The 8,323-nt window shown below is 73.7% G+C and carries 7 protein-coding genes; 3 read left to right on the top strand and 4 right to left on the bottom strand.

All coding sequences use genetic code 11. The features are described from left to right. On the bottom strand, nt 1-1,431 hold a 1,431-nt coding region (locus tag FNX44_RS19945), incomplete at its 3' end, for an NsdA family TPR-like regulatory protein (RefSeq protein WP_228450040.1). 480 nt (nt 1,432-1,911) lie between these two features. Between FNX44_RS19945 and FNX44_RS19950 the strand changes: the two genes are divergently transcribed. Then, nucleotides 1,912-2,595 carry a bifunctional DNA primase/polymerase gene (locus tag FNX44_RS19950; RefSeq protein WP_143649807.1) on the top strand — a complete coding sequence of 228 codons (684 nt, stop codon included), beginning with the start codon at nt 1,912-1,914 and terminating at the stop codon, nt 2,593-2,595. A gap of 88 nt (nt 2,596-2,683) precedes the next feature. Then, nucleotides 2,684-3,502: an SDR family oxidoreductase gene (locus tag FNX44_RS19955; RefSeq protein ID WP_143649798.1), complete on the top strand. Its 819-nt coding sequence runs from the start codon at nt 2,684-2,686 to the stop codon at nt 3,500-3,502. A gap of 48 nt (nt 3,503-3,550) precedes the next feature. Here FNX44_RS19955 and FNX44_RS19960 read toward each other — a convergent pair whose 3' ends face one another. Together FNX44_RS19960 and FNX44_RS19965 are read right to left on the bottom strand one after the other, a co-directional pair. Continuing rightward, nucleotides 3,551-4,447, bottom strand: coding sequence for an alpha/beta fold hydrolase (locus FNX44_RS19960; protein WP_143649800.1), 897 nt, complete (start codon nt 4,445-4,447; stop codon nt 3,551-3,553). 589 nt (nt 4,448-5,036) lie between these two features. Continuing rightward, nucleotides 5,037-5,732, bottom strand: coding sequence for an iron-dependent transcriptional repressor DtxR (locus FNX44_RS19965; protein WP_143649802.1), 696 nt, complete (start codon nt 5,730-5,732; stop codon nt 5,037-5,039). 147 nt (nt 5,733-5,879) lie between these two features. Here FNX44_RS19965 and FNX44_RS19970 point away from each other — a divergent pair, with 147 nt between their 5' ends. Continuing rightward, entirely contained in the window at nt 5,880-6,632 is a 753-nt protein-coding gene (locus FNX44_RS19970; RefSeq protein WP_143649804.1) for an SIS domain-containing protein, read from the top strand. 34 nt (nt 6,633-6,666) lie between these two features. Here FNX44_RS19970 and FNX44_RS19975 read toward each other — a convergent pair whose 3' ends face one another. After that, nucleotides 6,667-8,130 (bottom strand): PAS domain-containing protein, encoded by a 1,464-nt coding sequence (locus FNX44_RS19975; protein ID WP_143649805.1) that lies wholly within the window; start codon nt 8,128-8,130, stop codon nt 6,667-6,669. Nucleotides 8,131-8,323 lie beyond the last annotated feature (193 nt).

Genomic DNA, 8,323 nt, shown 5'->3' on the forward strand with positions numbered 1-8,323 from the left:
GGGTGGGGCGGCCGGGGCCGCCGACACCGACGCGGTCGGCGGCGGCTCGTCGGCGTCGACGAGGGCGGCGGCGAAGGCCCGCGCCGGGCCGGTCTCGGCGTAGGGCGCGAGCCGCTCGCGGAACGCGGAGAGGTAGTCGTGGCCGCGCCCGGACCGCAGTCCGCCGAGCAGTTCGACGGCCTGGCCCGCCGTGTGGCAGGCGTGTTCGACGTCACGGCGGCGCAGTCGGGCGTCCGCGAGCAGCAGCAGGTCGATCGCCCTTCGGCGGGTGCGTCTTTCGGGGTGGGCGGCCAGTGCCTCCTCGGCACGTCTCGCGGCGGGTTCGGGTTGCTCCAGGTCCCGGTGGCAGTGGGCGAGTTCGTCGGCGAGGTAGCCGGCGTCGAAGTGGCTGATCCAGGGCGGGTCGTCGCCGGTGTCGGTGGCGGTCTGGGCGCGCTCGTACGCGGTGAGCGCCCGCCCGGCGGCCAGTTGGCAGGCGCGGGAGTCGCCGAGTTGCGCGTGGCCGCGCGCCTCCGCGGCGTGGAACATCGCCTCGGTGCGGGGGGTGACCTGCCCCTTGGCGCCTTCCTGGGCGGCGCGGGCGAGTTGGGCGATCTCCCGTGGGCTGCCGAGTTCTCCGGCCAGGTGGCTCATGCTGGCGGCGAGCACGTAACCGCCGTACGCGCGGTCGCCGGCGGCCTGTGCCAGGCGCAGCGCCTGGATGTAGTAGCGCTGCGCGAGCCCCGGCTGCCCGTTGTCGACCGCCATGTAGCCGGCCAGTTCCGTCAACCGGGCGGCCGCGCCGAAGAGTTCGCGGCCGACGCTGTCCCGGTAGGAGCCGGTGAGCAGTCCGGAGACGACGCTGTTGAGGTAGTGGACGACCACCGGGCGCAGGTGGCCGCTGCCGAAGCGGTGGTCGAGGTCGGACAGCGCCGCGGTGGTCTCCTCGATCGCGGTGACGTCCGCCCGGCCGACGCGCGGGCCGCCGTTGCGGGCGACGGCCGGGTCGGGTGGGCTGATCAGCCAGTCGCGGCTGGGTTCGACGAGCGCGGAGGCGGCTACCGACCGGCTGGTGAGGAAGTCGCGTTGGCCGACGTCGCTGCGCCACAGCTCGCAGACCTGGTCGACGGCGGCGGGCAGGCCCGTGGCGAAGCCGAGGCCGACTCCGGTGGCGACGCTGCTGCCGTTTGCCATGCCGATCTCGTCGACGGTCACGGTGCGGCCGAGTTTGCGGCCCAGCGCCTCGGCGATCACGGCGGGTGCCCGGCCGCGTGGCTGCTGTCCGCGTAGCCAGCGGGCCACGGACGTCTTGTCGTAGCGCAGGTCGAGACCGTGTTCGGCGCCGACCAGATTGACCCTGCGGGCCAGCCCGGCGTTGGAGCAGCCGGCCTCCTGGATGAGAGCGCCCAGCCTCTCGTTCGGCTGGCGGGCGATGAGCGGCCTGGCGGCCATGTGACGACTCTCCCTCGCTGGTGGTGGCGGACGGAGCGGTTGCCCGCTCGGCTGTTTCGTGCCGTTCGGGCTGCGCTAACTCTGCCCAGCGGAAACGGCCCAAACGCGCGGAAGACTGTGAAAGGCGTGAACACCCCAAACCCTGTGAAAGATGTGAACAGCGTGATTCGTGAGGAAGGTTTCATCTCGTCGCAAGAGTGGTAGAGACGCTGCTTTCCCTCTCATTCGCGGGTGGTCTTCGACTTTCCGTGCGACCCGGGCATGTGGCTACCCAGCGCGGGGGGCGTTCGCCACGCGCGCGCCCCCCGGGATGCACCCGTGCGCCCTGCGGCACGTGGGACGCCACCCCTGTGCCACACCAGGCCGGGCCAGGGCTGGGACCCACAGTGAGCGACACACCGGGGAACCCCGCCAGCGGGAAGGTTTTTGCAGCCGTAACCCCCGCCCCCGGCCACAGTTGTCAAGGGCGTGGAAGAGACCATGGGAGCCCGCGAGGCCACTTCAGAGGGCACGACAGCGCCGCAGATCCCCGCTCAGCGCGACGGTGTGGGCATGCTGGAGCATGCCGTCCGCTACGCCAAGGAGCGGGCCTGGGACGTGTTCCCCGGCACCTGGCTGGAGACCGTGGACGGCGTACCGAGGTGCACGTGCGGTGTCGCGCGCTGCGACGCGCCGGGGGCGCACCCCCGTGACTCGTCGTGGCCGGGACAGGCCACCGGTAGTGCCACCGCCGCCCGCCGCATGTGGGAGCAGCAGCCCACCGCCTCCGTACTGCTGCCGACCGGGCGGACGTTCGACGCCGTGGACGTGCCCGAGATCGCCGGCTGCCTCGCCCTGGCCCGGATGGAACGGATGGGCCTGGGCATGGGCCCGGTCGCCTGCACCCCGTACGGGCGCATGCTCTTCTTCGTACTGCCCGGCGCGGCCGCCAAGGTTCCGGACCTGATCCGCAACCAGGGCTGGTCGCCCGGCGCGATCGACCTGACGACCCACGGGGAGGGCGGCTGGGTCGCCGCGCCGCCCACCAGGGTGGGGGCACGCGGCTCGGTCCAGTGGGTTCGCCAGCCCAACGCGGTCAACCGCTGGCTCCCGGACGCGGAGGAGATCATTCCGCAGCTCGCGTATGCGTGCGGTCGCGAGGCCGCCGCCGCCCGCGGCCACTGAGCGCCGGGCGGCGGGCGGCGACCGCCGCACCGCCGCCGCGCGGGAAGTCGGTTGCCCCGCCATCGGCGCCGCAGCATGATCGGGCGCCATGACCACACCATCGAGCGCCGACCGTCCCACCGACGCCGAACGCCGCGTAGCCGCCGAACGAGGCGCCGACCGTCCGGTCGCCCTGGTGACCGGGGTCGGTCGAACGGTCGGCATCGGCGCGGGCATCGCCGAACGGCTGGCCGCCTCCGGCTGGGACATCGCCCTCACCTACTGGCAGGCCTACGACACCCGGATGCCCTGGGGAGTCGAGGAGGACGCGGTGGAACGCGTCACCGCGACACTGGCCGAGCGCGGGGTGGCCACCGCCGCCGTCGAGGCGGACCTCGCCGACCCCGGCGCCCCCGCGCACGTCTTCGACGAGGTCGAGCGGCGGCTCGGCGGGGTCACCGCGCTGGTCATGTGCCACGCCGAGTCGGTCGACTCCGGCCTGCTCGACACCAGCGTGGAGAGCTTCGACCGGCACTTCGCCGTCAACGCCCGGGCCGGCTGGCTGCTGATCCGGGAGTACGGCCTCCGGTACGACGGGCGGCACGGCGCCGGCCGGATCGTCGCGCTCACCAGCGACCACACCGCGGGCAACCTCCCCTACGGCGCGAGCAAGGGCGCGCTGGACCGCATCACCCTGGCGGCCGCGCGGGAGCTGGCACACCTCGGCGTCACGGCCAACGTGATCAATCCCGGGCCCGTCGACACCGGTTGGATGGACGAGGAGCTGCGGGAGCGGCTGGCCGGGCAGACGCCGCTGGGACGCCTGGGCACCCCGCGCGACGCCGCCCACCTCGTGGACTTCCTCTGCTCTGCCGAGGGGCAGTGGATCAACGGCCAACTGCTGATGAGCAACGGCGGGCTGGCCTGAGGCCCCGGACGGCACCGATCGGCGGCCCGGGCCCCGGCCGAAGACGGGTCAGCTCGGCATCACCTCGTGGAGGAAGCATTCGACGGCGCCCTGCCAGACGTCCGGTTGGTCGTAGTGGACGAGGTGACCGGCGCCGTCCACCTCCGCATAGCGGCCCCTCGGCAGGACGCGCACCATCTCCTGCGCCTCCGCCCGGCCGAGTTCGCCGTCGAGCCCGCGGACGACCAGGGCAGGACAGCGCACCTGCGTCAGCTCCTCCCAGTGCGCGTCGTGCACCCACGTCTCCCGGGCGGTGAGCATCTGGCGCCGGGAGAAGACCGGGCGCCAGCCGTCCGACCGCTCCGTCATCACCTCGGCGTAGAACTCGCCGCGCGCCCGGCTCGGTCGTTCCAGGATCGGGTCCTCCTCCCCGAACCATCTTCGGACGTCGCCCAGGGTGGCGAACGGCAGCGGCCAGGAGCGGAACCAGTTCTCCCACTCGCGCTGCGACCGCTCGCCGAGCGCGGAGGCGCGCATGTCGGCGATGACCACGGCCCGCACCAGGTCCGGTCGGCGCGCGGCAAGCTGCCAGGCAGTCAGGGCGCCCATGGCGTGCCCGATCAGCGCGACGGGGCCGAGACCGAGCTGCTCGACGGCCGCCTCGGCGTCCGCCACGAACGCGTCCCGGTCGTAGGGACCTTCGGCGGGCTTGTCGCTGCGGCCGTGGCCGCGCTGGTCGAGGGCGACGGCCCGGTAGCGGGCGGAGAGCCGCCGCGCCGTCCTCGCCCAGTGCGAGGCGCGCCCCATCAGGCCGTGCAGTAACAGCACGCCGCCGGCGGGGCGTTCGCCGGTGCCGCCGAGCACGCCCGGCGTCGCGGAGGGCCCGCCGTCCTTCGGTGGATCGCCGAACTCCCAGGCCGCCAGCCGCACTCCGCTCAGCCCAGTGACATCTATCCGCCGCACCATGCCGCCGGCACCCCCAGCCCTCTTCCGTTCCGTTCGTAGGCGACCCGACAGGACCCGACCGGATCAACACCTCAGACCCGACAACGGATCCGACACCAGCAAGGTATCGAACCTCTATTCGAACAAAGTGTCGCGCGCCGCAACACCCCTCGTTCGAGTGACACCGCTCCCGGATTGGCCGACCCCGGCGAGGAAAGACATGGGTCGGGGACGGGCGCCCGGAACATCGGGAGGACGGGAGGGAGGTGGCAGCGCGCCCGGAGGGGAAGGCGGCCCGGAAAGCTCGGGGTTCCGTACCGCCGCAAGAGGGGGGACACAAGGGAGCGGAGCCCCGGCGACCACCGCCGGGGCCCGCGCCGCGCAGCCGGTCAGCCGGTCGGCCATGGCACCCTCCCGCCGCATATGCACCCAGCGACCCCAAGCGACAGGGTGGCACGCCATGGCACGGGACAGTGTGATTTCCCGCCAACTACGCCAGAGTGGCGAAAGATTGACCGTACAATTCCGCCGCCCCGGCGCGTTCAGCGCTCGGCACAGGTCAGCGCCCGGCGGCGACGGATCAGCACTCGGACCAGCACTCGGCGACGAGTCAGCGCTTCGCCACGAAGACGTGGGAGGCGACCTCCGGGAGGAGTTCCGCACTCTCCCCGCCGCTGCCCACCTGCACACCGCCGCCCGCGCCGGCCGTCACCGTGACGACCGAGCCCGGCTGCACCCCGGCGCGCCGCAGCGTGTACATCAGCTGTGCGTCCGTCTGGATGGGCTCGCCGATCCGGCGCACCACGACCGTCTTGCTGTCCCCGTCGGTCTCCAGGTCGGCCAGGCTGACCATCGCGTCGTCCAGGAAGGGGTCGGCCTCGCCCTTCTCGCCCAGCTCGTCCAGACCGGGGATCGGATTGCCGTACGGGGACTCCGTCGGGTGCCGCAGCAGCTCCAGGACGCGCCGCTCGACGGCCTCGCTCATCACGTGCTCCCAGCGGCAGGCCTCGGCGTGCACCTGCTCCCACTCGAGCCCGATCACGTCGACGAGCAGGCACTCGGCCAGTCGGTGCTTGCGCATCACCCGGGTGGCGAGAGTGCGCCCCTCGGCGGTCAGCTCCAGGTGGCGGTCGCCGGCCACCCGTACCAGCCCGTCGCGCTCCATGCGCGCGACCGTCTGGCTGACCGTGGGCCCGCTCTGGTCGAGGCGTTCCGCGATGCGGGCACGCATGGGTACGACGCCTTCTTCCTCCAGCTCCAGGATGGTGCGGAGATACATCTCGGTGGTGTCGATGAGTCCGGACATTCGTGCCCCTCGTCAGCTCGTGCGGTGGCCCTCACACAATTCTGACGCATCGCACCGACAGCGGACGCCGCGCATGTGAACCTCCGTTCAGTACGTGGTCGCCCGTTTGCTTGAACGAGTGTGGTCCAGACCACTAACGTGACCCGGATGAGCGAGAACGAGCTTGCCGTCCGGTTCTTCGACCGCGCCATCGAACTGCTCGCCCTGGTGCGGGACGAGGAGGCGGAGCCGATCTCGCGGGCCGCCGAGCTGGTCGCCGACCGCGTCGCCGCCGGCGGCCGGGTGTTCGCCTACGGCGCCGGCCACTCGGCGCTCGCCGCCCAGGACCTCGTCTACCGAGCGGGCGGCCTCGCCGTGGTCAACCTGCTGCCGGTCCCCGGCGCGGTGGGCGTGGAGGCGCCGGCCACCCTCGGCAGCGCCCTGGAACGCGTCGACGGACTGGCCACCGCGGTGCTCGACCACAGCCCGGCCCGCGCCGGGGACGTGCTGATCGTCATCTCGCTCTCCGGCCGCAACGCCCTGCCTGTGGAGATGGCCCGGCACGCCGGCGAGTCCGGACTGCACGTCATCGGCGTGACGTCGCTCGCCTACGCCGTCGACACGACCTCCCGCCACTCCTCCGGCACCTTCCTGAAGGACCACTGCGACGTGGTACTCGACAACCACGTGCCCGTCGGCGACACCGTCCTGACCAGCCCCGACATCCCGGCGCCGTTCGCCCCGGCCTCCACGGTCGTGATCAGCGCGCTGCTCCAGGCGGTGATCGCGGCGGCGGCCGGGGAGCTGGCGGCGCGCGGCGTCGAACCGCCGTTGCTGCGCTCGGGGAACGTGGACGGCGGCACGGAGTGGAACGAGCGCGTCCTGGCGGAGAACGCGGACCGCGTCTTCTACCGGCGCTGAGCCACCCGCGGCGACGGGACCGCGGGGCGCGGCGTCAGCGGTCGCCCGTGGCCCTCGCCAGGTCGACGGCGGCGGCGACCCGGGCGGCGACGTCCTCGGCGTACCGGGTGTCGGCCTGGTCGAAGGGCGGCCGGGAGGCGCCGCGCAGATATGTGAGCACGCCCAGGGCGCGGCCCCGGCTGCGCAGCACCGAGCAGAGCCCGTGCGCGGTGTCGGCCGGCCAGCCGCGCGCCTCGGCCCAGCCGGGGATCGGCGTGCCGCCGACGCTGGTGCGCAGCGAGCCGCCCCGGTCGACGGCCTGCGCGGCGGGGTGGCTCTCCCCGTACGGCAGCGGGATGCCGCTCAGCGGGGACGGCGAACCGTGGCCGGGCGGCGGCGCCGGGCTGTGCGCGGCCCGCACCAGGCGGTCGCCCGCGCACAGGTCGAGCAGCGCGTGGTCGGCGAAGCCGGCCAGGGTGAACTCGAGGTAGAGGGCGGCGCCCTCCATCGGGTCCTCGCACTCGGCCGCGGCGCGCGCCGCGCGGTTCAGCTGGCCGTCCCGGAAGCGCGTCCGGGTGGCGCGCTGCTCGGCCAGCTTGGCCTCGGTGACGTCCTGGAAGATCCAGGCGACGCCGAGCGGCACCGGCTCCTCGGCCAGCGGTGAGGCGAGCCGGACGAAGCCGCTGCGCAGGCAGCGGCGGCGGGACGGGCCGGCGCCGGGCCCGGCCGGGGACAGGGTGTCGTTCCCGTTGTCGCCGCCGGCGCGCAGTGTCACCCACAGGTCGGCGGGGGCGGGCGGCGGGCCCTCGGCGAGCACGTGCTGCAGGGCGCTCTCGACCTCCTCCACGCCCTGGTCGAGCACGTCGCCGAGCGGTCGGCCGAGCAGGGCCGCGCGGCCCATGCGGACGGTGCGCACGGCACGTGTGTTGGCGACCGCCGGGCGGAGGTCGGCGTCGATGATCAGCATGCCCCACGAGGCGTCGCCGAGCAGCGCCTCACTGAGTGCGATCGAACGTTCCAGGTCGATCTGGGTGTGCACCTCGCTGAATGCGCAGTACACACCGGCCGGGCGGCCGTCGGCGTCCCGCACACCGGCCGACTGGGTACGCACCAGCACCCGGCCTCCGTCCTTGGTGACCAGGGCGAACTCGTGCACGCGGCGGCCCGGTGAGCGCATCGCGCCCAGCAGCGTGGCGGCGACCTCGTCGGCGTCGGCGCTGCGGACGGCCCAGCCGCCCAGCCCGCGCCGGCCGACCGCGTCCCGCGCGGACCAGCCCAGGATGCGTTCGGCCTCGCGGTTCCAGTGGGTGACGACGCCGTCGGCGTCGAAGGCGCACAGGGCGGCGTCCATACCGTCCAGCAGGGCGGCGAGCAGCACGTCGTCACCCGCGCCGCCTGGGGTCGCGGTCGCCCCGGCGCCCGGCGGGGACGCGGGTGAGGTCCCCGACCGGTCGCCGGGTTCGGCCCCGGGCTCCCGTCCGGGCTGGGCCTCGGGTTGGGTTTCGGGTTGAGCAGCCATCCGGCACCCCCGCTCGACACTGCCGCCCCACCACCGAACGGCGATGGGAACACACCCGATCATTCAACTCGAAGGTGACCTGGGACACAGTCTCTTCGGCCAAATCGTTGCGCGCCCGAGACGCGTCCGGCACGGTCGTGACCGAGCGGGAACAGCCCGTGAGCGGCGGCGGCTCAGCGGGCCGGGGCTCGGG

This window comes from Streptomyces alkaliterrae (assembly GCF_007097205.2).
In the GTDB taxonomy this organism is placed as follows: Bacteria; Actinomycetota; Actinomycetes; order Streptomycetales; family Streptomycetaceae; genus Streptomyces; species Streptomyces alkaliterrae.